Origin of the sequence: Paucibacter sp. TC2R-5 (genome assembly GCF_025717605.1) — a bacterium.
Taxonomy (GTDB): Bacteria; Pseudomonadota; Gammaproteobacteria; order Burkholderiales; family Burkholderiaceae_C; genus Paucibacter_A; species Paucibacter_A albus.
Genome location: NZ_JAJIRQ010000002.1, coordinates 19,884 through 43,116, shown reverse-complemented (window position 1 = coordinate 43,116; position 23,233 = coordinate 19,884). Strand labels below are relative to the sequence as shown.

Sequence of the window (23,233 nt, the reverse complement as noted above, 5' to 3'; positions counted from 1 at the left end):
CCTCAGAAATTCAGCGGGATATTGAGCCCCAGGGTGAAGGCCGGCGCATCCGGCCCCAGGCCGACCCCGACCGACACATTGAAGGTTGTCTGCGGCGCGGCCCGCACGCCCAAGCCGAAGCTCAGCAGGCCCGAGGTCTGGGTCGAGGTCTGGCTGGTCTTGCCGTCGGCCAGGATCAGCCGGGTCTTGGCCGAGATCGTTTCCTGGAAGGAGACCGTGGTCGAGACCTTGTAGGACAGCGCATAGGCAAAGCCCATGCCGAAGCCGAAGCTGGCGCCGGGGTCGACGCCGGTCAGCGTGGCGTTGTCGTTCAACTTCTGACTCAGATGGCGTACCGGCGCGCCCAGCGTCAGCGAGACCGAGCCGAACAGGGCGACCGGGTCCATCACCTTGGAGGTGTTGGCGCCCAAGCTCAGTGCGGTGTAACCCGAGCCGGTGCTCAAGCCCTGGCCGGCCGTCACCTTGAAGGGGCTGCGCCCGGTCGGCAGGCGCAGGGTGGTCGAGGTGGTGAAGGAGGGCATGTCGCGGCTCAGGGCCAGCGGCTGCCAGCGCATGCCTAGGCTGATGTCGCCAAAGCCATTGCTCATGCCGGAAAAAGTCTCCGACTCGGAGAATTTGCTGACCAGGGGTACGACGACATTGGCCGTCATGTTGTCGCGCAGGCCGTAGTCGGCCGAGAAGCTGTTGGTGACGGTGTGCGAGCGGGTGTTCTGGATATTGAACAGGGTCAGCGTCGAGTCGGCGAAGCGGGCATTGATTTGCTGCGCGCCGATATAGGCGTAGCCGAAGTCATAGGTCAGCGCCATCTTGCCCTTGCGGATCAGTGAATACTGCTTGTCTTGGGCGCTCAGCGCGGCCTTGAGGACGGCGGTTTGGTCACTGTCGCCGTCTTGCTTGGCCAAGGCCTCGCGGGCAGCGTCTTTACTCGGGGCGGCAGCTTTCTCGGTACTTTGGGCTTGGGAGCTAGCGGCGAACAGCAGGGCAGTGGAGAGGATCAGCAGGGATTTCATGGTCAGCGTCGGAGATTGAAAATGCCAAAGTTGGCTTGGACTGCGTTGCGCAAGGCTTCGCTGTTGTCCGGCAGGGGAAGGTTGGCGTGGCGGCGCACCAGGTCGTCGTCGATGACGCCCAGCTCTTCGTCGCCAATCGCCAGCAGGGAAAGGGTTTTCTGGCCTTGGCTTTTGCCCGGTGTCAGCAGAAATAGCGTGTTACGGTCCCAGAGTTCCTCGAACTCCTGGGTCGAGAAGACGATGTGGCCCATGGCCGGGTCGGCCAGAAAGACCCGCCCACCGCGGATGCCGCGAAACACCACAAAATGTTTGAAGCCGGCATAGTCGATCGGCACGATGGCCGGTTGCGTCAGCTCGGCCAGATCCTTCATCGAGGCGCGAAAGCCGGCCCCCTCTGCGCCCAGGCTGATCACATAACGCTTCATGTCCAGCAGCGAGAAGCCGCGCCGCTCGATGATTTTGTCGCGCTCGCCGAAGGCCAACATGCCTTCCATCGCTTGCTGCTCATTGACCTGGATGCCGAGGTAGTTGTTGATGACGGTCACCAGCGCAGCCGAGCCGCAGCTGTAGTCATAGGCCTGGTGGACGATGTTGCGGAACTTGATCTCCGACAGCGGTTCGATCCGCACCGACAGCGGCGCCACGCCGCCGCCCACCTGAGTCATGGGCAGCTCGAACTGGTTCTCCGGCATGTCCTGGAAGGGGTGCTGGGTGTTGACCGTCGCGCCGCCAATCAGCGCCGCCACTGCGCCGAGCAAAATCATCCACATATCAGAAGGTCCCCAAAGGTTTCAACATCACTTGGCCCAGAGCAAGACCTGACCCTGCATTTGCACGCTGCCGTTCAGCTGGATCTGCCCGAGGCTGGCTGCGATCGGGGCCAAGGGATCGCTCTGCACGCCGATCGCCTTGACGCCGAAATCCTTGAAACCCACAAAGGTCGGCAGCGTCAGCTGAATCACGTCGCCGATCTCCGCCGGCCCGGCTACCGCCTGCAGCGTCAGGCCGAGCAAATCCAGCGTGCCGCTGAGCTTGTGCAGCAGCAAATAGCTGGTGTTGCCGGCGACCCGAAAGCCGAGGCTGACGCGGTTGTCGGACGTGGCCGCTGTGTTGAGCTCCAGATGCGCGTTCAAGACAATGCCGCCGCGCCCCGCCACGCCGCCCAGTTCTTCGTCTGACAGGGCATTGGCAGCCTGCGCCGCTGAGGGCAACAACAAGAAAATGGCCAGCAAGGCGGGGGCCCTGGTGCGACTGCGATGCATGGATCAGGGCCCCGTCTTCAAGCGCACATCGAGGTACTGGATCTGCATGCTGCCAATGCGACTGCTGCCCAGATCGAGGCTAGGCCCGACATCGCTTTTGAAGGCGATGTTGTCGATAGCCAAGCTGCCGGCCGGCGCCTGACCTTGGCTCGGCCAGGCCAAGTTCAGATGCAGAAAGCCGCCACTCTCGGGGCTGCTGACGGCGTTCAGCAGCAGCGGCTGGCGGTCCAGATCGGCCAGGCGCCAGAGGCTGTTGCCGAGCTGCCCGTCGGCTGTCGCGGCAGCCAGATGAATGCCGCGCAGGCTGAATTGCTCGGCTGCGCCGGGGCTGTCGAACAACGCCGTGTCAGCACGCCCACGCGGGCGCAGCAGCAGGGCGCCCACATCCAGTCGCAGACCCAGGCCGAAGGCGATGCCCTGCTCATTCGGGTCGGCGCTGGGCGCCAAGCTCAGCGTGCCGCCGAAGCTGCGCAGGTCTTGCAGTACGAGCGCGCCGGCGTTGAAGCTGCTTGGCGCCGCGCTGCTGCTCTTGTCGATCAAGCTCAGGTCGGCGGCAAACTGCCAGCGCAAGGCGCTGTTGAGATTGAGCGGCTCGCTCAAGATCACGCGGTCTGGCATGCCGCTTGGGCCCTTGATCAGGCTCAGCTGATAGGGGTCGGAGAAGGTGGCGGCGAGATCGTCCGAGCGTGACAGCGCAAAGTTGGACAGCGCCAGGCCGGAACCATCCGCCGCGCCCAGTCGCAGCGTCAGCGGGCCTTGCAGTGCAAAGCCGCGCAGATTGAAGGCAAAGCCGTCGCGGCCTTGGACGCGGGCCAAGTCTTCATCGGAAATCGGCGTTAGCGCCAATGCGGCCCAACTCAAGGTGCAGCCCACAAGCGCCAACAGAGCCTGCAAGACTCTGGTGTTTTCAAGGCGGTTGGGGCGCAGCATGGTCTTCAGCCGCCGCCGGGCTTGGTCATTGGCGGTGGAAGGACGGGTGGCAAGTTAGGCGGCAGGCCCGCGTTCAGATTGCCGGCGCTGAGCTTGTCGCGCCAATTCATCCAGATGCCTGCCTGCGCCGGATCGGGCGCGGCCATGCCGGCCACGGCCGCCGGGAACTGCACCGCGCTTTTCAGCACCGCCAGGAATAGATCTCGGCTCGGCCCGGCCGCATCGCCCGCCTGCAGGCTGCCGATCTGGGCCAGGCTGAAGGGGCAGGCGGCGGCGCCGCAATTGCCGCCGTCCCAGCGCTTGCCGCCCAAGGGGTCTTGGCGAGAGTCGAGGACATTGGCGCTTTGGCTGTCGGCAATCGCGAGCGAGCCGCTGATGTTTTTGGCACTCAGACCGAAGGCACCGCTGACGCCCTCAAATCCGAGGCGCATGCCGACAATCTCGCGCTCGCCGGCGCCGCTGGCTGGACGGTAGACCAACTCGAAGAATGGGTTGCTCAGGGCGACAGTGCGCTGCGCTTCAAACAGATCGCTGCGGCCAAACTGCAGCCGGCTGATGTCGATATCGGCGCCGCTGCCATTGCGCGCGGCGTAGTTGTATTCGCCCAAGCGCAGATTGGAAAAATTGGCGCTCAGCTTCAGGTCGGCATTCAGTGTCAGGCGCGAGAAGTCCAGGCCGTTCAAGCTGGTGTTGCTGATAGCGACCATTGCCTGACCCCAGACGCGGGCCAGCTCGGCGTCCGGCAGCGGCGCCATCTGGCTTTGTTGGGCTTGCGCGGCGGCGCTGCCGAGCAGCGTCAGGCAGAGCAGCAAACTTCGAAAGCTAGCGGTCCGGATGCTCTTCATCATCGCGCCCACATCCAGATCTTCGAGCCTTGCAGATCGATATTGGTGAAGGCAAAGCTGCCGAAGGAGGCGCTGCTATTGCCCATGGTTACCGACGCAATGGCCAGGCTGGGGCTCAGTCTGTGGTCCAGCCCGGCGTTCGGCAGCGCGAACTGGATCACATCGCTGTGGCCGTCGTAGGTGCCGCTGCTCAGCAGGCGGCTGATGCCGGCCGTGCCATCGGCGCCGTAAGCGGCCATTGCGTTGCTCATGGTCGCGGTGAAGCTGGCCGAGTTCAACAGGTCCACCGTCATCACGAACATGCCGCGCAGGGTGATGTTGTTGAAGGAGATGCTGCCGCCGTCGGGGTTGCCGGCACTTTTGTTGCTGTAGCTGAAGGAGCCTATTCTGATGTCCAGGTCGGCCGCCAGCGTGACGCCGTCGCGGCCATGCACATCGGCCAGGTCTGCATCGTCCATGCTGCTCATGGCTCGCGCCGCGCTGCTCAACAAGAGCAGGGCGAATGCGGCGAGCATCAGCAGATAGAGACGTTGCATGTGAATGAGTTGTTAGCAAAAAGTTGGCAGCGCAGAAGAAATCGGCCCGGCAAAGGACGCCGGGCCGAGACTTGCGCTCAAGGGTTCAAATCAAACCTTGGCTCAATGTGCCCAGATCCAGAACTTGGAACCTTGCAGGTCCATGTTGTTGATGGCGATGCTGCCGAAAGACTTGTTGCCCACGCTATTGCCCAGGGTGATGCCGGCGACGGTGACGCTTGGGCTCAGCTTGGAATCCAGCTTGGCGTTAGGGAAGGCGAACTGAACGATGTCGCTGGCGCCGTCATAGATGGCTGCGCCGGTGGCTGCGCCGAAGGTGTCAAAAGTGGCTGCAGTCAACTTGCCCAGTTGTGTAGCGACGGCACCGCCACCGGCTGTTGGGGTCACTGCGACGCCGGCGGCCAAGGCCTTGCCGTTGTCGGCATCGGCTTGGGTGAAGCCCAGGTGGGTGCCGATGGAATCAGCCACATTGCTGACGAAGGCGCTCTTGTTCAGGATGTCCAGCGTCATCACGAACATGCCCTTGATGCCGATGTTGTTGAAGGAGACCGAACCACCGTTGGTGTCCGTGTCGGTGTACTTGAACGAACCGATATTGATGTTCAGGTCACCGGCGATAGACACACCGTCCTGGCCGCTGACTTGCGCCAGCGCGCCGTCGTCAATAGCGGTCATGGCGGAAGCCGACAGGGAGGCGGCGAGCAGGGCTGCGACGGCGGAAAGTTTGAATGCGTTCATTTGAATATCTCCAGAATTGACTAGTTGATTGAATAAATAAAGCTATTTGAAACAGTCTCTTGCACGCGCCGCCCGCAGTCTTCAGTCACGGGTTTGGCCCTTTGCAGCGCGGGTGCTTGTGGGCTCCCTGGCTGCGCCGAGTTGTCAGCGGCGTGGACGAATGATGCGGATTAGTTGGCAAAAACCAGTGACTTTGCGAGCCAAGCTCTTGGCCTTGCGCGCCCTCCGTTCGGTGGGGAGTAGGAACCATGACAGGGTTTCTATGCTGTCCTGATAGAAAGTTATGGCCACGGCTCAGGCCAGGCTGCGAAGATGGCTGGGCGACTGCCCAAACCAGCGCTTGCAGGCGCGGTAGAAATTGCTCGGGTCGGCAAAGCCCAGGGCGAAACTCATCTCGGTGGCGGTGATGCTGCCGCGACTTAAATAGCGCGCAGCCAGCTCGCGCCGGGTTTCGTCCAACAGCTTGTTGAAGCTGGTGCTCTCCTCCAGCAGTCGGCGCTGCAGCGTGCGCTCGCTCATGTGCAGCAAGGTGGCAATGGCCTCGCGTTTGGGGTCGCCCTTGGGCAGTTCCTGCGTCAGCAGTTGCCGCACGCGCACCTGTATGCTGCCGCCGCGCTGCATCATGGCTTGGGCTGCGCTGCGCTCGCACAGCGCCGCGACGCTGGCATTGGCCGTGGGGATGGGGGTGCTCAGATCGGCGCTGTCAAAGACGATGCAGAAGTGTTCGGCATTGAACTCAAGTTCGCAGCCGAAGACCTCGATCCAGCGCCCCAGATCCGGCGGCGCTGCAAAGGGGTAGCTGATGCTGAGCGGGCGCACTCGCCGGGCGGTCGCCCAGTTCAGCGACTGCAAGACCACATTGGCGATGAAGTCATAGCGCTGCAGCGGCGTGGGTCGCAGCCCCTTGAGTATGTCTACGCGCAGCCGGGCTTGGCCAGCTGCCTGGTCCAGCTCCATGCAGACCGCCGGCGATAAGAGCGCCGAAAACCGCAAGATGTATTGCAGCGCTTCGCCCAGGTCATGCGCGGCCAGCACCAAGTGCGACAGCAGGCCCAGCGCCACCAGCGGATGCGCCGGCACGCTCAGGCCAATCGCGGCGTCGCCGGTGCGCGCGGCCGCCAATTCCCAGGCGCCGCTGTAGGCGTCTGACAAGACCCTGGGGTCAGGCTCGGCGGGGTCCAGGCCTTGTTGGTCGAGCAGGCTCTGCAAGCACAGACCGCGCCCGGCAAAGGCCTGCGCCATCGCCTTGTGCCAGCTGTTCGTCAGCCCTGCCGCGCCTGCCGGTTTGGGCTCGGGCGCTCGCGGCGTGGCTGCGGCCGCATCTTGGCGCTGCAGCAAGGAGGCGAGGGGACTGGCGTTATGCATGGCGGCAGGGGCTCCATAGGGCGGAGCCCGCACTCTAGGCGGCGGCCTGCCCCTTGTCGCCGTCCATCCGTCTAGGTAGGGGCTAGCCCAAGGGATAGTGCTAGCTATCCGAAGGGATAGGGTCGCGGCGGATTCAAGGGCCGGGGCAGGCGCGACAATCCGGCCCTTCCACGCTTTTCTTGCTCGCCCACCCATGCACACCCTGGCCCAATTACGCAACGGCGACCTTGCGGGCATCACCCGTCTTGATTTGTCTTGCGGCCTGACCGAACTGCCGCCCGAAGTCTTTGCCCTGGCCGACAGCCTGGAGGTGCTCAATCTAAGTGGCAACGCGCTCAGCAGCCTGCCAGACGATCTGCCCCGCCTGCACAAGCTCAAGGTGATCTTCTGCGCGGAGAACCGCTTCACCGAGGTGCCCGAGGTGCTGGGCGCCTGCGCGGCCTTGAGCATGGTCGGCTTCAAGTCCAATCAGCTGACCCGCCTGCCCGCTGCTTCCCTGCCGACGCAGTTGCGCTGGTTGATCCTGACCGACAACCAGCTGAGCGAACTCCCGGCCGAGCTGGGCGAGCGGGGGCAGCTGCAAAAGCTGGCGCTGACAGGCAATCAACTGAGTCACTTGCCCGAGTCGATGGCGCAATGCCGCGCCTTGGGCCTCTTGCGCATGTCGGCCAATCACTTCGAGCAAATCCCGCCCTGGCTGCTGGACTTGCCCAATTTGGCCTGGTTGGCGGTGGGCGGCAACCCTTGGGGCTCGCAACGCGAATCGCATGTGCTTGAGCGATCAGCGCTGCCCGATCTCGACTGGGCGGCGCTGCAAATGGGGGCGCTGCTGGGCCAGGGCGCGTCCGGCGTGATCCATGCCGCGCATTGGCCGGCTGGGCCAGCACATGAACGTGAATTGGCCGTCAAGGTCTTCAAGGGCGACGTCACCAGCGACGGCTGGCCACACAGCGAATGGGCGGCCAGTCTGGCCGCCGGCCTGCACCCGCATCTGATAGCAGCCAGCGCGCGTTTGCTCGGCCATCCGCAAGGCGCCGAGGGCTTGGTGATGCCGCGCATCGGCCCCGAGTTCAGCACCCTGGCCGGCCCGCCCAGCCTGAGCTCATGCACCCGCGATGTTTACCCGGCTTCGCTGCAGATGGGCGAAGAAGTCCTGCGGCAGATGGCACGCGGTGTCGTCGATGCGGCCCGCCACCTGCATAGGCGCGGCATCTCGCATGGCGACCTCTATGCCCACAATCTGCTCTGGGACGGCCGAGGTGGGGTCCATCTCGGCGACTTTGGGGCCGCCAGCTTGCTGCCCGAACATCTCAGCGGGGCCGAGCGCCAGCGCTTTGAGCGGCTTGAGGTCTTGGCTTTTGGCCACCTGCTCGAGGAGTGTCTGAATCGCTGCCCGGATGCGGCGCCCGATCTGCATCGGCTGCAAGCGGCTTGCGTGCAGGCCGATGCTGCCGCGCGGCCCCTGTTTGCGGACCTGGCTGCAGCCTTGTAATTGCGCCGGCCAACGACGGCTGGCGGCCGCGCAGCAGAGAGTTTTCAGCCGCTTAGCTGACCCAGCCGCGCTCGCGCGCGATGAACACGGCATGTGTGCGGTTGCGCGCATCCAGCTTGTGATTGACGTTGCGCAGATGGAACTTCACCGTGGGCTCGGAAATCTGCAAGCTGTTGGCAATCTGTTTATTGGGCATGCCGGCCGACAGGCATTGCAGGATTTGCAGCTCACGCGGCGACAAAGCGCATTCGCTACGCGGAGCTATCGGCGCTGTCGTCGCTGTTGGTGTTGTCGTCGCCGTGACCATGGCGGTATGGATTTGGGCCTGGCCTGCCATTGGCTCGGCGGCGGGCGCTTCCGCCATGCTCAGCTCCTGCAGCAAATTCTTCCCAAGCACCCGCTCCAGCACCGCCTGCAAACGCGGCGCGGCGCCGATGCGCAGCGCCTCCAACATGCTCACCAGTTGCGGCCCTTCCTCCAGATAGCTGGCGCGCAGGCCCAACTCGGCCTCGCTCAAGAGCAGCTCGCTGAGCAGGGCCAGTGCCTCGCTGTCGCGGCCTAGGCGGTGCAAGGCCTGAGCCTGCAAAAGCCCGAGTTTGAGCTGGCGCCGGCGCCGGCCCAGGCTTCTGGCCTTCAAGCGTTTGACCGAGCAGGCCTCCAGCACCTGCTCGGCGCGGCCCTCGCGCAGGCCCAGGCGCAGGCCGGCCAAGGCCTGATCCTCCACATCATTGATGGGCGTCATGCGGTCGGCGGCAAAGTCCCAGGCCGCCGGCAGCAGGCTCAGGCGTTCGGGCGCCATCGGGTGGCCATGGTCGAACTGATGCAGCACCTGGTACTGCTGCTCCAGCCGCATCGGTGCCACGATGCGCGTCAGGCCAAGCGAGCGGCCCAACTCGATGCCGGCATGGATCAGCGCCGCGGCTTCGGCATATTGGCCGGCCCGGCACAGCGCGCGCGACAAGATCCGGTGCGTGATGACGATGGCGTCCAGAAACACCAGCTCGGCCGAGAGGTCCAGGTATTCGCGCGCCAAACTTTCGGCCCGCTCAAATTCGCCCAGCTCATACAGCGCACCGGCCAGGTAAACGCCCACGTAAGCAGTACTGGCGCTGTGGCGGCCGCTGAGGCGGCTCAGCTCGGCCAGCGCCGGCTCCAGCTGGGCCACCACTTCCAGCGCGCGGCCCTGGGCCAGCAAGGTGTAGGTGCTGATGCCGTAGCTGAAGGTGGTGCCGTAGACGCTGCCTATGCGTTTGAACAGTGCCAGGCCCCGGCCGGAACTCTCCAAGGCCGCGTCGAAACGGTGCGAGCAGAGGTCGACATAGGCGTGGATACTGCGAAACGTCGCCTCGCTGAGGCCGCTCAGGGTCAGGTCTTGATACTGCTTGAGCGCCTGTTCGCATTCACCCAGCCTGTCCATCAGGACCAGGGACAGCGGCCCCAGCATCCGGTACTCGGCCATGCTCTGCACGGCAGGCACTTGGCGCAGCTGCTCGGCCAATTGGCCGGCCTGGCTGTACTGGTAGCTGAAGATATAGATCCAGCACAGCGCGACCTGCAGGTTCGGATGAGCTTGCAGCACGGCCTGGGGTATCTGGCCCAGCCAATGCCTGCAGCTGCTGATGTGGCCGCGTGCCAGGGCCTGCCAGATATAGCCGGTCAAGATGTCGCAGGCCTGGCTGTGGTTGCCCGCATTCAGCGCATGTTCGATCGCGGCGTCGGCGTCGCCGGTTTGCAAAAACCAGTCGGCCGCGCGCTGGTGCAGATCGGCCAGCCATTCGGGATAGTCCTCGCGCAGCTTGCGCTGCAAGAACTCGGCAAACAGCGGGTGGTAGCGGAACTCGGTGCCGGCCGCGCCCATGCGCAGCACGAACAGGCTCTGCGCCTCCAGCTGGCGCAAGAGCGTGGCCGCATTGGCAATCTGGCCCACGGCATTGCAGATGCCGGGCCCGAGCTGCTTGACGAAGCTGGTGCGCAGCAAAAAGGTCTTGATCTCTTCGGATTGATCCCAGAACACCTCTTCGTAGAGGTAGCGGCCAATGTCGGCGGTCTGCTCGCAGAAGTTCTCGATGAAGCCGGGTTTGTCGCCGCGCCCTTTGAGCGCCAGTGCGGCCAGCTGCAGGCCGGCCGGCCAGCCCTCGGTGGCGTGCAGCAGGCGGCGCACGCTGGGCGCGTCGAGCTGCAGCTGATGGCGTTGGTTCAAAAACAGCTCGGCCTGCTCGAGATCGAAACTCAGCTCGGCCATGCCGATCTGCAGCAGCCGCCCTTGCGCCTTGAGCTTGTACAGGCGCAGCAGCGGCGCGTTGCGTGCGGTGATGAAGAGCTTGCAATGGGCGGGCAGGCGCTCTATCAAACGCTGCATCAGGTCGACCGCACGCGCCTCGCGCAAATGGTCAAAGTCGTCCAGAAAAATAGCGGTCGGCGGCTGGATCGCCGCAACCGCGTCGAGCACGTCTTGACCCAGGCGCGAGCCGGTGTAGCGCGCATCCATCAAATTCGGCGCCGGCTCGCCCGGTCGGCCGTCGGCAGCGCTGCTGCTGGGCAGCGCCGACTGCAAGAGCGCACACAGGCGCTCGACATGGTTGTCGTCGGCGCTCAGCTGCAGCCAGGCGGTGGCAAAGCCCTTGGCCCGCAGGCGCTCATGCAGGCACAGCATGGCGGTGGTTTTGCCGAAGCCGGCCGGGGCAATCGCCAGCACCAAGGACACTTCGGCGCATTCCTCCAACCAGGCACCGAGATTGGGGTTGTCGACCAGATGACGACTGAGTTGGGGCGCGGCGAGAGGGGACATGTCAACGGGGCAGCAGAGAGTTGGGTGGTGGCAGCGGCGGCAAGCGTAGCCGATTCTGGTGCCGGCGCTGCTGCGTGAAAGTCCCGAGACTCGGTACTTGCACAGCAGGAATCGACCGAAGCGGGGCCGCAGCTCGCGGGTCGCGGGTTGAGGCTGATGCTGTGGTTCAGGCCAGCACGGGCGCCGGCGGCTGCCCTGCCAACTCACGCAGGCGCTGGTGCGCAGCGTCGTCCCAGTCGATAGGCTGCTGGTTCTTGGCTTGCAAATAATGGTGGCTGAAGACGTCCAGATACACCTCCAGCGTCTGCGCGGCAAGCTCCTCGCCGGCCAAGCTCAGGCATAGCGAGGCGACCTCGCTGGTGCAGAAATGATCATCCCGGCGCGAGCGTCGCAGCTTGTACTGCGAGATCTGCGCCAGCTCCAGGCTGAGCACCGGCAATGCGTCCAGATAGGGGCTCTTGCGGAACATCTTGCGGGCCTCGCTCCAGGTTCCGTCCAGCAAGATGAAGAGCGGGCGTTTGGGCGGCTGAGCGTCGCCCGCATGGTCCAAGTTGACGCTGTGCACCACCCGCTCAGGCTCGACAAACTCGCCCGGGAACACCACAAAAGGCTGCCACTGCGGGTCTTTCAACAGCGTCAGCAAGGCCGGATCGGTCTCGGTGCGGGCCCAGCCGAAGGCGAAGGTGTCGGCCACCATATCGGCAATCAGCCAGCCGGTATTGCTGGGTTTGAGCGGCTCGACGTCGGCCATCAAGAGGCACATGCCGGCACGCGTCGGCACCGAAGGGCGCAGTGCGCACATGCAATGCGTGACGCTCAGCCGGCAGTCGGCGCAGCGATCGCGCTTGAAGCCACCACGGGCGAGAAAAGGTTTGCTGCTGCGCGCCAAGCGAGCGGCGCGCAAAAGTGAGACGGCGTGGGGCATGGGTAAGTGGGGGGTTCGGGAGGTCCGAGCGCTGACGCGCATGCGCCAGAGCGCGCAGTGTCGCATCTCCCCCATTCTCGGAGCGGCCTGCCCGCCCGGCCGCTGCCATCCGTTCGAGAACGCACAGACCCGGCCGCGCGGCGGGCTCAGGCTCCAGCTTCCACCTTGTCAGCGAGGTTCACGCACGAGGCGCATCCATGCACGTACACCGCAAGACCCGCCCGCCCGCAAATCTAGGCCCTTGGCAGCGCCTGCTGTTGCTCTGGCTGCTGGGGCCGCTGCTGTGGCTGCAGGCTCGGCATGTGCGTCGCATCACGCCGCGCATGCCCGAGCCGCCGGGGCAGCGCGCCGGTAGCGCCGGCCAGGGGTCACTGATCCGGCTCTTGGTGGCGGGTGACTCAGGCGCTGCGGGTGTCGGCGCGCCGACGCAGGAGCAAGCGCTCTGTGGCCAACTGGTGCGCCGCCTGAGCCGGCATCACCGAGTCGAGTGGTGCGTGCTGGCGGTCAATGGGCTGGACTCGCCGGGGCTGCACCAACTGCTGCTGGATGCACCCAAGGCGAGCTTCGATGTGGTGGTGCTGTCCATGGGCGCCAATGACGCCACCGCCCTGTGCGCGCCCTTGCAATGGGCGTGCTGGCAGAGCCGCCTGGCCGATCTCATCGCCTTGCGCTTCGCGCCGGCGCTGTTGATGCACAGCGCCGTGCCGCCCATGCATGCCTGCCTGGCGCTGCCGCAGCCGCTGCGCTGGTTCATGGGCCGCTGGGCGCAACAGATGAACCTCAGCTTGGCCGCGCTGCTGATCGAAAAAGTGGGGCGCAGCATGCATTGGCATCCCAGCACGACGACCACGGCCGGCATGGCCGCCGATGGCTTCCACCCCAGCCCGGACGGTTATGCGCTCTGGGCCGAGGGCTTGAGCCAGCATATTCTGGCGGCGCAGCTTGCCTCACGGCATCACCCGGACCTCGAGCCCTGCAGCGCAGCGGCTATTGCTCATTGAATGCCGCTGCAAGCGCGCCCAGCCCATTAGGTGAATGGGTGGGACGCCCCCAGCTCAAGGTCCTCGATTGCCCCCAGTCGGCATCTCGATGAACATCCCAGCCGCTGGAAGCTTCTGCGCTTTGATCCAGTCCGCAGCCACGTCGAACAGCTTCGCGGAGTAGGCCATTGCCACACCGTCGGCGGTTTGGATCGGCTCGATCAAACCATGGTCGGCTTGCGGGAAGAGCACTACGGCGATGTTTGGTCGTTGCAGCTGAAGCTGCCGCAAGATCGCTTGAGTGCCGGCGTTAGGCGCCTGCCGGTCGCTGCCGCCCAACAGCCAAAGCTGGCGCGACTTGACCGCCTCGATCACGGGGCGGGGCTCATAGTCGAAGCTCAAGCCCTGCGCCATGGCGGGGCCCTTGGTCTTGATGTCCTCGGAGCTGAATTTCATAAAGATGCCGGTGTAGGAGCGCGGCTGTATGGCCTCCAACCAGGGCGCGCCGGCATGTTTGGCTTTGAACGCGTCCAGCTCCGCAAAGCCGTCGCGTAGATTGGAGCGCACGATGTTTTCGGTGATCACTGTCAGCGCCTTGGCCTCGGCCAGCACGGCAGCATCGAAGCCCGCCTCACGGACTTGTTGCTCCACCAGCGCCCGGTCCTGGGCGATCGGGCCCTCGGCCATGGCGAAGGCGGCAATGACGAAATCCAGATCGACCAAGGTCGCGGTCAGTGGCGCCACCCAGCCGCCCTGGCTCGCGCCAATCACGCCGACCGAGCGGATGTCCGGCGCCAGGCGCCGGGCCGCCTGGACTGCGGCAGCAGTGTCGCGTGCGCGGGCCTGGAAGTCGGACAGCGGGGCGCCAGCGGACGCGCCGGTCCCGCGCTTGTCATACACAAAGACGGCAATACCCCGGCGAGCGAGCTCGTACTGCCAGACGCTGTCATCGGTGGAAGGGTCGTTGTTGGAACCCTCGATCCACACGGCCAGCGACTGAGCTTGACCACCCGGCGGCAGCACCAGCTTGCCGTGCAGCTTGACGCCGTCGCTGAAGAAACTTGTTTCTTTCTCGAGCAGGGGCAAACGAAGCGCCTGCTCGGCGACCTGACCTTGTTTCATGGCCAAGGTCATCGTGCCGGCGCTGCAAGGCTCGAACTTGATCCTCAAGCCCGCAGCGGCGAACGGGCCGTCCTCTGCCTCCTGCAGGTTCCCGAATTGGCCGTTCGAGAGGGTGTATTGCAGGCCGCGAGGGTGGCCCCCGACACCGGTGATCGTCACGGCCTTGCCCGCTGGCAGGGCGTAGATACCCAAGAGGCAGCGCAATTCGGCATCCAGCCGGGTTTGCGGCAGTGCGTCCAGCGGCGCGACAGCTGCCGTTGCAGCGGTCGTCACAGTTGCCGCAGCAAGGAGCGCCGCAGTAAGAAAGCTCAGCATGTCCAACTCCTGGGTTTTGATCTGGCGAACGAGCGGCTTAAGGCCCTATGGCGAAAACCTCGTCGTCGTGAAAACCCGCATGCTGAGCGCCTGGCTCGATCGACACCAGCCACATACGACAGGCTGCATATTGCCTGGGACCATTGGTACAGCAGCGCCAGCGACAATGGCGCAAGGCCGCGCTGGCCCTTGATTTTTCTGCCGGTGGCCGGGCGCGGATCTTGCATATAAGCATTCCATGAACAGTTTGACCCCTTGCCCCCCGACAAGTTCGCCCGCCGGCTCGAACTGGCGCGCCGACTTGTCGATTGTTTATGCCTGCGAGCATGGCCGCAGCGTGGCGCGCTATGAACACAGCGGGCCACTGCGCATCCTCAAAAGCCTCTACCCGGAAGGCGAGGCGGTCTGCCATAACGTCTTGGTTCATCCGCCTGGCGGTCTGGTCGGCGGCGACACCTTGGCGGTTGCTTTGCAAGTGGGCGAGGGCGCGCATGGCCTCGTCACCACGCCGGGTGCCACACGCTTTTATCGCAGCGAAGCGGGCGCCGTCGCCACGCAGTCGGTGCGCGCTACGCTTGCTGCGGGCGCGCGGCTTGAGTGGCTGCCGCTGGAGGCCTTGGCCTATCCCGGCTGCGAGGCGCGCAACGAAGCGCGTTTTGCGCTGGCGCCGGGGGCCGAGATGATGTGTTGGGACATCACCGCTTTAGGCCTGCCCGCTGCCGGCCAGGCCTTTGATCGCGGGCGCTTCGCTCAGCATCTGGAGGTCGAGGGCGTATGGCTGGAACAAGGCGTGATTGCGGCCGATGACGCTTTGCTGATGAATGGCCTGCTCGGTTTGGCGGGGCGGCGTTGCCTGGCCACCTTGGTGTTTGCGGCCGGCTCAGGGATTAGTCGCACTCGTCAGGAGCGGGCGCTTGATGCGGTGCGTGAGCTGATCGAGACCCATGCTTTGCGAGAGTTTGCCGGCGTCACCGCGCCACATGGGCAGGTGCTGGTCCTGCGTGCCTTGAGCGAGCTGACGGAACCGAGCCTGGATTTGCTGCGGCAGGCATGGGCCCTGTGGCGGCATGAGCTCTGGGGCATGGCGGCCGCGCCGCCGCGCCTGTGGTCCATGTGAATGGCGATGTAGACAAGAAACTAAATCGACACAATCTGCCGCACACCTTTGCTGACCATCTCGCTGCGCGTCCCTTGAGAGATCACCGCGCCGCGCTCCAGCACCAGATAGTCATCGGCCAGCTCTTCGGCAAAGTCGTAATACTGCTCGCACAGCAGCACCGCCATGCGCTGACCGTTCAATCCGTGGTCTGCGAGTTGGCGAATGATGCGGCCGATGTCTTTGATGATATTGGGCTGTATGCCTTCGGTCGGCTCATCCAGGATCAAGAGCTGGGGACCAGCCGCCAAGGCGCGTGCAATCGCCAACTGCTGCTGCTGGCCGCCTGACAGATCGCCGCCGCGCCGCTGCAGCATTTGCTTGAGCACCGGGAACAGCTCGAACAAATGCGGCGGAATCGGCGTGCCACCGGGCAGCGTCGCTAGGCCCATGCGCAGGTTTTCTTCCACCGTCAAGCGGGCAAAAATTTCGCGGCCCTGCGGCACATATCCGATGCCGGCGCGGGCGCGCTCATAGGGCGCCAGCTTGCTTATATTGCGCCCGTCGAACAGCACTTCGCCGCTCTTGATCGGCACCAGGCCCATCAGCGACTTCAGCAGCGAGGTCTTGCCCACGCCGTTGCGCCCCAAGAGCACGGTGATGCGGCCAGCGCTGGCGCTCACGCTGACATCGCGCAGGATGTGCGAGCCGCTGTAGTACTGGTGAATGTTCTTGGCTTGCAACATAACGCTCATCTCCCGAGGTATACCTCGATCACCCGCTCATCCGCCTGCACCTGGGCCAGCGTGCCCTGGGCCAGCACCGAGCCCTCGCACAGCACGGTGACGATCTCGGAGATGCGAGCGATGAAGCTCATGTCGTGCTCGACCACGATCAGCGAATGCTTGCCCTTCAGTGACAAAAACAGCTCCGCCGTGCGTTCGGTTTCCTGGTCCGTCATGCCCGCCACCGGCTCGTCCAGCAGTAGCAGCTTGGGCTCTTGCATCAAGAGCATGCCGATCTCCAGCCATTGTTTCTGGCCATGGCTGAGCAAGCCGGCCTGGCGCTGCCATTGATCGCTCAACTGAATCAGGGTCAACACTTCGCCGAGCCGGTCGCGCTGCACACCGCTGAGCCGGTGCCACAGCGCCGACGCCACGCCGCGCGGCGACTTGAGCGCCAGCTCCAGGTTCTCGAACACGCTCAGCGCCTCGAACACCGTCGGCTTTTGGAACTTGCGGCCAATGCCCAGGCCGGCGATCTCGGCCTCGCTGTGGCGCAGCAGGTCTATGGTGCTGCCGAAGAAAACCTGCCCGGCATCGGGGCGGGTCTTGCCGGTGATGATGTCCATCATCGTGGTCTTGCCGGCGCCATTGGGCCCGATGATGCAGCGCAGCTCGCCCGGTGCGATGTCCAGCGACAGCTTGTTGATGGCGCGAAAGCCGTCGAAGGACACGCTGACATCTTCCAGGTAGAGGATGCGGCCATGCGCCAGATCCAAGGCGCCAGGCTCATGCACACGCGAATAGCCAGCGGTGCGGCCGCCCGAGCTGCCCTGTTCTTGCACTTCCTTTTTGTGCTGCAGCCGCTCGCTGCCTTGCTCCATCAGCTCGGGGGTCATGAGGTCTTGCCTTTGGATTTGATTTGCCCGACCAGGCCGGCCAAGCCATGCGGCAGGAACAGCGTGACCGCAATGAACAGCGCGCCCAGAAAATAGAGCCAGATCTCCGGCGCGCTGACCGTCAACCAGCTCTTGGCGCCGTTGACCAGGAAGGCGCCGACGATGGGGCCTAGCAGCGTGCCGCGCCCGCCGACCGCCGCCCACACCGCGATCTCGATCGAATTGGCCACGCTCATCTCGCTCGGGTTGATGATGCCGACCTGCGGCACGTAGAGCGCACCGGCCACGCCGCACATCACGGCAGACAGCGTCCAGATGGCCAGCTTGTAGGCGAACGGCGAGTAGCCGCAGAACATCAGTCGAGATTCGGCGTCACGCACCGCTTGCAGCACGCGGCCGAACTTGCTGCGCGTCAGCCAGCGCGCCAGCAAATAGCAGCCCAGCAGGGCCAGCCCGCTCATGACGAACAGCAGCATGCGCATCTGCGGTGTCGCGATCGTCAAGCCCGCAATGCGCTTGAAGTCGGTGAAGCCGTTATTGCCGCCAAAGCCGGTCTCGTTGCGGAAGAACAGCAGCATCGCCGCATAGGTCAGCGCCTGCGTGATGATGGAAAAGTAAACGCCCTTGATGCGCGAGCGAAAGGCAAAGAAGCCGAATACAAAAGCCACCAGCCCGGGCACCAGCACGATCAAGATAAGGGTGGCCGCGAAGCTGTCGCTCAAAGTCCAATGCCAGGGCAGCGATTTCCAGTCCAGAAACACCATGAAGTCGGGCAGGGCGCTCTGGTACTGCCCGTCGCTGCCGATCTGGCGCATCAGATACATGCCCATCACATAGCCGCCGAGCGCAAAGAACAGGCCGTGGCCCAGGCTCAGGATGCCGGCAAAGCCCCAGATCAGGTCCATCGCCAGCGCGCAGATCGCGTAGCACATGAACTTGCCGAGCAGGCCTACCGCATAGTCGCTCAGATGCAAGACCTGACCCTCTGGCACCCAGAGGTTGAGGATGGGTGCCAGCAGGCAGATGACCAGCAGCGCCGTGGCGAAGCTGAGCCAGCCTTTGGGGCTGAGCAGTTGTGTGTGGGGATTCGGTGTCATGTCGATTGCTTGGACAGATGGACTTGGGTGCGACGCGTCAGAGGCTGAGAACTTTTGTAGCGAGCGGCCGTCAGGCTAGGCGGGCGGAGCACAGAAACCGGAACGTACTCCCTGTACGTGAGGATTTCGAGCATCTGGCCAACGACGCATGGCGGTCGCGCAGTAAAAAGTTCTCAGCCTCTCAGTCATGCTTCCACCGCCCGGCCCTTCACCGCGAAGATGCCTTGCGGGCGCTTCTGGATGAAGATGATGATGAAAACCAGCACGGCGATCTTGGCCAGCACGGCGCCGACATAGCCTTCCAGCAGCTTGTTCAGCATCCCCAGGCCCAGCGCGGCATAGACGGTGCCGGCCAGTTGCCCGACGCCGCCCAACACCACCACCATGAAGGCGTCGACGATATAGCTCTGGCCCAGGTCCGGCCCGACATTGCCGACCTGGCTCAAGGCGCAGCCGGCCAGGCCCGCGATGCCTGAGCCCAGCGCAAAAGCATAGGTGTCGACTCGGGCGGTGTTGACGCCCATGCAAGAGGCCATGGGCCGGTTCTGCGTCACGCCGCGCACGAACAGGCCTAAGCGCGTGCGCTTGATCAGCAGCGTCATGCCGCCCAGCACCAGGCCGGCAAAGAGAATGATCATCAAGCGGTTATAGGGCAGGCTCAGATTCGGCAAGACCTGCCAGCCGCCGCTCATCCAGGCCGGGTTCTCGACGCCGACGTTTTGCGCGCCGAACAGGCTGCGCACTGTCTGCATCAACATCAGGCTCAGGCCCCAGGTCGCCAGCAGCGACTCCAAAGGCCGTCCGTAGAGCCAGCGCAGCACCAGCCGCTCCATCAGCGCGCCCACGGCAGCAGCAGCAAGGAAGGCGGCCGGCAATGCCAGCACCAGGTAATAGTCAAACCAGCTCGGCGGCAGCCATTGGCGAAAGGCCAGGTGCACCAGATAGGTGGCGTAGGCGCCAATCATCATCAGCTCGCCGTGCGCCATATTGATGACGCCCATCAGCCCGTAGGTGATGGCCAGGCCCAGCGCCACCAGCAGCAAGATGCTGCCCAGGCTCAGGCCGGTAAACAAGGCGCCCAGGCGTTCGCCCAGGGCCAGCGTGGATTCCAGGCTGCGCAGCGAGTTCTTCAAGGCGCTCTTGACGCTAGGGTCGGTTTCCTCAGCCAGCCGCTGATTCAACAGCAATTGGGTGGCCGGGCTGCGCGAGGCACCGAGCAGTTTGGCCGCTAGCAGACGCTGTTCGACGTCAGGGCTGAAGGAGAGCGCTGCGGCTCTAGCCAGCGTCAATTCGCTACGGACTGCAGCGTCGGCTTCTTTTGACAGCGCCAAGTCCAGCATGGGCAGGTAGTCGATCTTGGCGTCCTGCTGCAAGGATCGAGCGGCGGCCAGTCGCTCAGCCGTAGTCGCCGGCGCGAACAGCTGCAAAACGGCCAGCGCCTGATCCAGCTCGCCGCGCAGCCGGTTGTTCAGCATCACGTCGTCCAGCGCGGCTGGCGGCTGGGCTAGCACTTGGCCGGTCAGCGCGTCCTGCATCTGGCCCTTCTCGTCAACGATGAGCAAAAGTTGGCGGGCGGGGTCCAGCTTCACTTGTTCGGCCTTCATGGCCAGCAGCAGCCTTGTGCTGCGTTCGTCCGGCGTGGCAACGATCGCTTGCAGCGCGGCGCTGCGCTCGTCGCCGTCGCCAGTCGCCAGCGCAAGCGCCTGCTGGGGCGTCATCAAGGCCTGTGTGACGCAAGGCCACAAGAGCAGACCACATAACAATGAATTCAGCAGGCGCTTCATACGGCTAGCTCTTCTCTCAATGACTTACTTACTTCTTCACCGGCTCATCGGGCTTGACGTCATTGCCTGCGATGAAGGGGCTCCAAGGCTTGGCCTTGACCGGGGCCGGTGTCTTCCAGACCACATTGAACTGACCGTCGGACTTGATTTCGCCGATGAACACCGACTTGTGCAGATGGTGGTTCTTCTCGTCCATCTTGGAAGTGATGCCGCTGGGTGCGGTGAAGGTCTGGCCAGCCATGGCGGCGATGACCTTGTCCACATCGGTGCTCTTGGCTTTTTCAACCGCCTGCTTCCACATATTGATGCCGATGTAAGTGGCCTCCATCGGGTCATTGGTCAGCGGCCGGTCCTTGTGGCCGGGCAAGTTCTTGGCCTTGGCGTAGGCGGTCCATTTGCTGATGAAGTCGGCATTGGCCGGGTTCTTCAGCGACATGAAATAGTTCCAGGCGGCCAGGTGGCCGACCAGTGGTTTCGTGTCCACGCCGCGCAGCTCTTCCTCGCCGACCGAGAAGGCCACCACCGGCACATCCTTGGCCTTCAGGCCGGCATTGCCCAGCTCTTTGTAGAAGGGCACGTTGGAGTCGCCGTTGATGGTGGACACCACGGCGGTCTTGCCACCGGCGGAGAACTTCTTGATGTCGGCGACGATGGTCTGGTAATCGCTGTGGCCGAACGGGGTGTACTTCTCGTCGATGTCCGAATCCTTCACGCCCTTGCTGTTCAGGTAGGCGCGCAGGATCTTGTTGGTCGTGCGGGGGTAGACATAGTCGGTGCCCAGCAGCACCCAGCGCTTGGCCGCGCCGCCGTCCTTGCTCATCAGGTAGTCGACGGCAGGGATGGCCTGCTGGTTGGGCGCGGCGCCGGTGTAGAACACGTTCTTGCTCAGCTCTTCACCTTCGTACTGCACCGGGTAGAACAGCAGGCCGTTGAGTTCTTCCAGCACCGGCAGCGCCGATTTGCGCGACACGGAGGTCCAGCAGCCGAAGATCACGGCCACCTTGTCTTGGGTCAGCAGCTGCTTGGTCTTCTCGGCGAACAGCGGCCAGTTAGAGGCGGGGTCCACGACCACGGGCTCGAGCTTTTTGCCCAGCACGCCGCCCTTGGCATTGATTTCGTCAATGGCCATCAAGACGGTGTCCTTGAGGACGGTCTCCGAGATCGCCATCGTGCCGGACAGGCTGTGCAGCACGCCCACCTTGATGGTGTCGGCGGCTTGCGCGTTGAGGCCCGTGAAGCTCAGGCCGGCGACGGCGCTGGCGACGGCCAAGGTCTTGAGGGAGAAGTTGCGGCGTTGCATCATGGTCGATGTGCTCCTGGGAAGGGGGTCTGGTCGGTGTTGGGGGGGGCAGGCTTGCCGCAATCGATCGCATTGCGGACGTCCTCAATGTAGGCAGCGCTGCCTGAACGGGATATACGGCGAATGGCGTACACGGGCTGCGTTCCGTCCGTCCGCTATCCTTCACCAGTCAAAGCTAACGATGAGGAGCCTCGCCATGTCCAGAGATCGAGCCGCCATGCCGCCGCCCCTTGATCGCCTTGTCGTGATCGACGGTCAAGACCGTTTGACGGTGGGCAAGGACTTGAGTATTCAGGTCGGCAAGAAGCTGCGCATTGAGGCGGGCGATTCGCTGGAGCTGGTGGTGGGTCAGGCGAGCTTGCTGATGAAGAAAGACGGCAGCATCGTCATCAAGGGACGCAGGCTGAGCTTCGAGGCCAGTGAGGCCGTGGACGTCAAGGCGAGTGGCGATGTGGTGCTGAAGGGCGGCAAGATTGCGGAGAACTGATGGTCCGGTCCAGAGCCAGGCTCGGTTTTCGGGGCTGGCTTCGTGTGTATTGCTCATTCAGCACGATGCCGGGTGTTCGGCCCGGCGGCCGACCCTCTTTCTTGTGCGCACAAGAAAGAGGGCAAAGAAAGCGCCCCTGCCGCATGGCCCTGCGGGTCCGCTCGGTGCTCAAATTTGCCGGGCCGCGCCCAACTCACTGCGCTACGCTCCGTTCAGACAGGGGGCGCGAAGTCAGTCTTTGAGGTCGCTGCGCGACGCCCGCCAAATTCTGCGCTCTTCGCCCATGCAGAAGGGGAATTCCAAAGAACACGGCTCGCTGCGCGTCGCCTCGATGAGTGCTGCGCTGCGCGCAAGAGCCCCGTGTGTCGATGCATTGAGGCTCAGTTGAAGCCTATACGTAAAAAATTTCGCTCTGAATCCCATCTAGCCAAAGTCCCTCAGGCTTTTAAAGCTATCCCATGGAAAATAGAGTCGAACTGAGGAGGTATTTTGAGGCATGGCCCCGCCTTCCCTCCTTATTAGACTTGCTAATCACTTACCGAGTCCGGGCCGTCGAGATACTCGGCAATAACATCACCGTGACACGCATCTGGCTTGCAATGGCAAGCCAAACGCAACCCCCGCAATCCAAGCACCCCTCTCTTAAACGCGGGGTCAGTCGCCAGCTTCTGTAAAAAATAACTTTTATACTGCTCAATGACTTCCATTCTGTCTGGACCATCATCCCTGGATATCACAAATGGATTTCCCCATAGCGATCCACGCCCTATATAGAGGTCATATTTGTCAGTCAATTTCTTGTTGACTATTCGGGTTACTTTGCATGAAAAAAGCTTGGTGGGAATCTTCTCGTACCGAGCTTCAAAAAGAACATCCGTGAGCCCCTCACCATCCCACATTAGTACCAAATGCGCGGCATCCCTTAGCTTTTTTTGCATGTCTGCCTTGCCCTTTATCTGGACCTCAGCGGAGTCTGGCCATCGAGAGCGCATTTCGTCACGAAGGCTTTCGTTCCCACTAAAAAAAGAGTAGTTATGCTCTGGGTTTCTGGGCTCAAGGGAATTCAAGCATTGCGCAATCGCAAAGCGTCTAATACCCAGCGAGGCGGCAAAAATAATATCCATAGATTACAAATGAATCACCCTGTATTGCTTGTGACTGCTTTCTGTCAAATATTTGGCCAGCAAACTTCGATGACAATGATGTGGCTTTGCTTCACTGCAAAGTAAGCACGATCCCTCCCCAAGTACTGCAGTTGAAGATAATTCAATTTTTCTTTTTTGAAGCGTAGAAACGTACTCGGCAGCATATACCTCCCACGATATATTTTTGCCTTTGAAGGCCTTGAGTGCATCCTCTTGCGGGGCAGACTCCTCCCAGTGAATATAAGAAATATTGGCTATTTCTCTACAGAAATAATTAAGGTCATCGCGTTTGCTAAATCCCGCAAGTTGACCAGTATTGTTGAGCCTCGTGTCTACTAGGCGTTGCACCCCACTCTGTTTGAGTAAAGTGAAAAAAAGTTCAGCAGGCTTCTGAG

Annotated in this window: 22 protein-coding genes; 4 read left to right on the top strand and 18 right to left on the bottom strand. The window is 63.3% G+C overall.

Features of this window, described 5'->3' with window-relative positions:
* Positions 1-2: 2 nt before the first annotated feature.
* The 8 genes from LNV08_RS03860 to LNV08_RS03825 all read right to left on the bottom strand — a co-directional run bounded on the left by LNV08_RS03860 (position 3) and on the right by LNV08_RS03825 (position 6,686).
* Positions 3-1,010: a transporter gene (locus LNV08_RS03860; protein ID WP_263532350.1), complete on the bottom strand. Its 1,008-nt coding sequence runs from the start codon at positions 1,008-1,010 to the stop codon at positions 3-5.
* Between the two features lie 2 nt (positions 1,011-1,012).
* Positions 1,013-1,780, bottom strand: a complete 768-nt coding sequence (locus LNV08_RS03855; protein WP_263532349.1) for a C39 family peptidase — start codon at positions 1,778-1,780, stop codon at positions 1,013-1,015.
* A 27-nt stretch (positions 1,781-1,807) separates the two neighbouring features.
* Complete coding sequence (locus tag LNV08_RS03850; RefSeq protein ID WP_263532348.1) at positions 1,808-2,242, bottom strand: hypothetical protein; 435 nt, start codon at positions 2,240-2,242, stop codon at positions 1,808-1,810.
* 33 nt (positions 2,243-2,275) lie between these two features.
* Positions 2,276-3,202 (bottom strand): hypothetical protein, encoded by a 927-nt coding sequence (locus LNV08_RS03845; protein WP_263532347.1) that lies wholly within the window; start codon positions 3,200-3,202, stop codon positions 2,276-2,278.
* Between the two features lie 5 nt (positions 3,203-3,207).
* The gene (locus tag LNV08_RS03840; protein ID WP_263532346.1) at positions 3,208-4,050 is read right to left on the bottom strand and encodes a hypothetical protein; all 843 of its coding nucleotides are present in this window, start codon (positions 4,048-4,050) and stop codon (positions 3,208-3,210) included.
* On the bottom strand, positions 4,047-4,583 hold the full coding sequence (locus LNV08_RS03835; RefSeq protein ID WP_263532345.1) for a DUF6160 family protein: 537 nt from the start codon (positions 4,581-4,583) through the stop codon (positions 4,047-4,049). Before LNV08_RS03835 ends, LNV08_RS03840 begins: the two co-directional genes overlap by 4 nt.
* Positions 4,584-4,685: 102 nt before the next feature.
* A complete protein-coding gene (locus tag LNV08_RS03830) occupies positions 4,686-5,321 on the bottom strand; it encodes a DUF6160 family protein (RefSeq protein ID WP_263532344.1) in 636 nt (211 codons plus the stop codon).
* 294 nt (positions 5,322-5,615) lie between these two features.
* Complete coding sequence (locus tag LNV08_RS03825) at positions 5,616-6,686, bottom strand: AraC family transcriptional regulator (protein ID WP_263532343.1); 1,071 nt, start codon at positions 6,684-6,686, stop codon at positions 5,616-5,618.
* Between the two features lie 193 nt (positions 6,687-6,879).
* Here LNV08_RS03825 and LNV08_RS03820 point away from each other — a divergent pair, with 193 nt between their 5' ends.
* Entirely contained in the window at positions 6,880-8,178 is a 1,299-nt protein-coding gene (locus tag LNV08_RS03820; RefSeq protein ID WP_263532342.1) for a leucine-rich repeat-containing protein kinase family protein, read from the top strand.
* A 52-nt stretch (positions 8,179-8,230) separates the two neighbouring features.
* Here the strand turns inward: LNV08_RS03820 and LNV08_RS03815 are convergent, their stop codons facing one another.
* Positions 8,231-10,966 carry a LuxR C-terminal-related transcriptional regulator gene (locus LNV08_RS03815; RefSeq protein WP_263532341.1) on the bottom strand — a complete coding sequence of 912 codons (2,736 nt, stop codon included), beginning with the start codon at positions 10,964-10,966 and terminating at the stop codon, positions 8,231-8,233.
* Positions 10,967-11,132: 166 nt separating this feature from the next.
* Entirely contained in the window at positions 11,133-11,891 is a 759-nt protein-coding gene (locus LNV08_RS03810) for a tRNA-uridine aminocarboxypropyltransferase (protein WP_263532340.1), read from the bottom strand.
* Positions 11,892-12,088: 197 nt separating this feature from the next.
* Between LNV08_RS03810 and LNV08_RS03805 the strand changes: the two genes are divergently transcribed.
* Complete coding sequence (locus LNV08_RS03805; protein ID WP_263532339.1) at positions 12,089-12,892, top strand: SGNH/GDSL hydrolase family protein; 804 nt, start codon at positions 12,089-12,091, stop codon at positions 12,890-12,892.
* Positions 12,893-12,946: 54 nt separating this feature from the next.
* Here LNV08_RS03805 and LNV08_RS03800 read toward each other — a convergent pair whose 3' ends face one another.
* The gene (locus tag LNV08_RS03800) at positions 12,947-14,308 is read right to left on the bottom strand and encodes an alpha/beta hydrolase family protein (protein WP_263532338.1); all 1,362 of its coding nucleotides are present in this window, start codon (positions 14,306-14,308) and stop codon (positions 12,947-12,949) included.
* A 238-nt stretch (positions 14,309-14,546) separates the two neighbouring features.
* On the opposite strand from LNV08_RS03800, the gene LNV08_RS03795 reads away from it, so the two are divergent.
* Positions 14,547-15,425, top strand: coding sequence for an urease accessory protein UreD (locus LNV08_RS03795; protein ID WP_263532337.1), 879 nt, complete (start codon positions 14,547-14,549; stop codon positions 15,423-15,425).
* Positions 15,426-15,445: 20 nt separating this feature from the next.
* Here the strand turns inward: LNV08_RS03795 and urtE are convergent, their stop codons facing one another.
* From urtE to urtA, 5 genes are all read right to left on the bottom strand, one after another.
* A complete protein-coding gene (urtE, locus tag LNV08_RS03790) occupies positions 15,446-16,150 on the bottom strand; it encodes an urea ABC transporter ATP-binding subunit UrtE (RefSeq protein WP_263532336.1) in 705 nt (234 codons plus the stop codon).
* A 5-nt stretch (positions 16,151-16,155) separates the two neighbouring features.
* Positions 16,156-17,025 carry an urea ABC transporter ATP-binding protein UrtD gene (gene urtD / locus LNV08_RS03785; RefSeq protein ID WP_263532335.1) on the bottom strand — a complete coding sequence of 290 codons (870 nt, stop codon included), beginning with the start codon at positions 17,023-17,025 and terminating at the stop codon, positions 16,156-16,158.
* Positions 17,022-18,122, bottom strand: a complete 1,101-nt coding sequence (gene urtC / locus LNV08_RS03780) for an urea ABC transporter permease subunit UrtC (RefSeq protein WP_263532334.1) — start codon at positions 18,120-18,122, stop codon at positions 17,022-17,024. Before urtC ends, urtD begins: the two co-directional genes overlap by 4 nt.
* Before the next feature lie 185 nt (positions 18,123-18,307).
* Positions 18,308-19,906 (bottom strand): urea ABC transporter permease subunit UrtB, encoded by a 1,599-nt coding sequence (gene urtB / locus LNV08_RS03775; RefSeq protein WP_414858676.1) that lies wholly within the window; start codon positions 19,904-19,906, stop codon positions 18,308-18,310.
* A 28-nt stretch (positions 19,907-19,934) separates the two neighbouring features.
* Positions 19,935-21,206: an urea ABC transporter substrate-binding protein gene (urtA, locus tag LNV08_RS03770; RefSeq protein ID WP_263532945.1), complete on the bottom strand. Its 1,272-nt coding sequence runs from the start codon at positions 21,204-21,206 to the stop codon at positions 19,935-19,937.
* 196 nt (positions 21,207-21,402) lie between these two features.
* Here urtA and LNV08_RS03765 point away from each other — a divergent pair, with 196 nt between their 5' ends.
* Positions 21,403-21,693 (top strand): hypothetical protein, encoded by a 291-nt coding sequence (locus tag LNV08_RS03765; protein ID WP_263532333.1) that lies wholly within the window; start codon positions 21,403-21,405, stop codon positions 21,691-21,693.
* 527 nt (positions 21,694-22,220) lie between these two features.
* Here LNV08_RS03765 and LNV08_RS03760 read toward each other — a convergent pair.
* Both LNV08_RS03760 and LNV08_RS03755 read right to left on the bottom strand, forming a co-directional pair.
* Positions 22,221-22,817, bottom strand: coding sequence for a DUF4326 domain-containing protein (locus LNV08_RS03760; protein WP_263532332.1), 597 nt, complete (start codon positions 22,815-22,817; stop codon positions 22,221-22,223).
* 3 nt (positions 22,818-22,820) lie between these two features.
* A partial coding sequence (locus tag LNV08_RS03755) for a DUF488 family protein (protein ID WP_263532331.1) occupies positions 22,821-23,233 on the bottom strand: 413 nt, incomplete at its 5' end.